The organism is Chromobacterium sp. CCUG 30098 (genome assembly GCF_059916605.1).
Window position 1 is genome coordinate 1 of sequence record NZ_JAUCGS010000032.1, and the last position, 662, is coordinate 662.

Consider the following 662-nt stretch of genomic DNA (forward strand, 5'->3'; position numbering starts at 1 on the left):
ATCCAGAAGCAGATCCTGCAACTGATCGCGGACCTGCAGAAGAAACACGATATGGCGGTGCTGTTCATCACCCACGATCTGGGCGTGGTGGGCGAGTTCGCCGACGAAGTCATCGTCATGCGTCACGGCGAAATCCGCGAACAGGGCAGCGTGCAGCAAATCTTCGACGCGCCGCAGGACGCCTACACCAAGGCGCTGCTGGCCTGCCGCCCGCACCTGGACCGGCGGCCGCAGCGGCTGGCGGTGATCGACGACTTCCTGCAGCCGGGCGGCTATGTGGAGCCGCCGCAACGCGAGCGCGGCTACCGGGACGACGACGAAATCATCCTGGACGTGCGCGGGCTGAGCAAATCCTTCGACGTGCGCGAAGGCTTGTTCGGCAAACGCCAGTTCCACGCGGTCAAGGACGTGTCCTTCAAGCTGGCCAAGGGCAAAACCCTGGGCATCGTCGGCGAATCCGGCTCCGGCAAAACCACCGTCGGGCTAACCCTGGTGCGGCTGCACCAGGCCAGCGGGGGGCAGGCGCTGTTCCACGGCCAGGACCTGCTGGGCATGGACGCCAAGGCCTTCCACGCCTACAAGCGGCGCATCCAGATCATCTTCCAGAACCCCTACGCCTCGCTGAACCCGCGCTTCACCGTGGAGCAGATCCTGAGCGAGCC

At 65.3% G+C, this 662-nt stretch carries 1 protein-coding gene; it reads left to right on the forward strand.

The features are described 5' to 3' along the window. A partial coding sequence (locus QUG03_RS23195; RefSeq protein ID WP_500821121.1) for an ATP-binding cassette domain-containing protein occupies positions 1–662 on the forward strand: 662 nt, incomplete at both ends.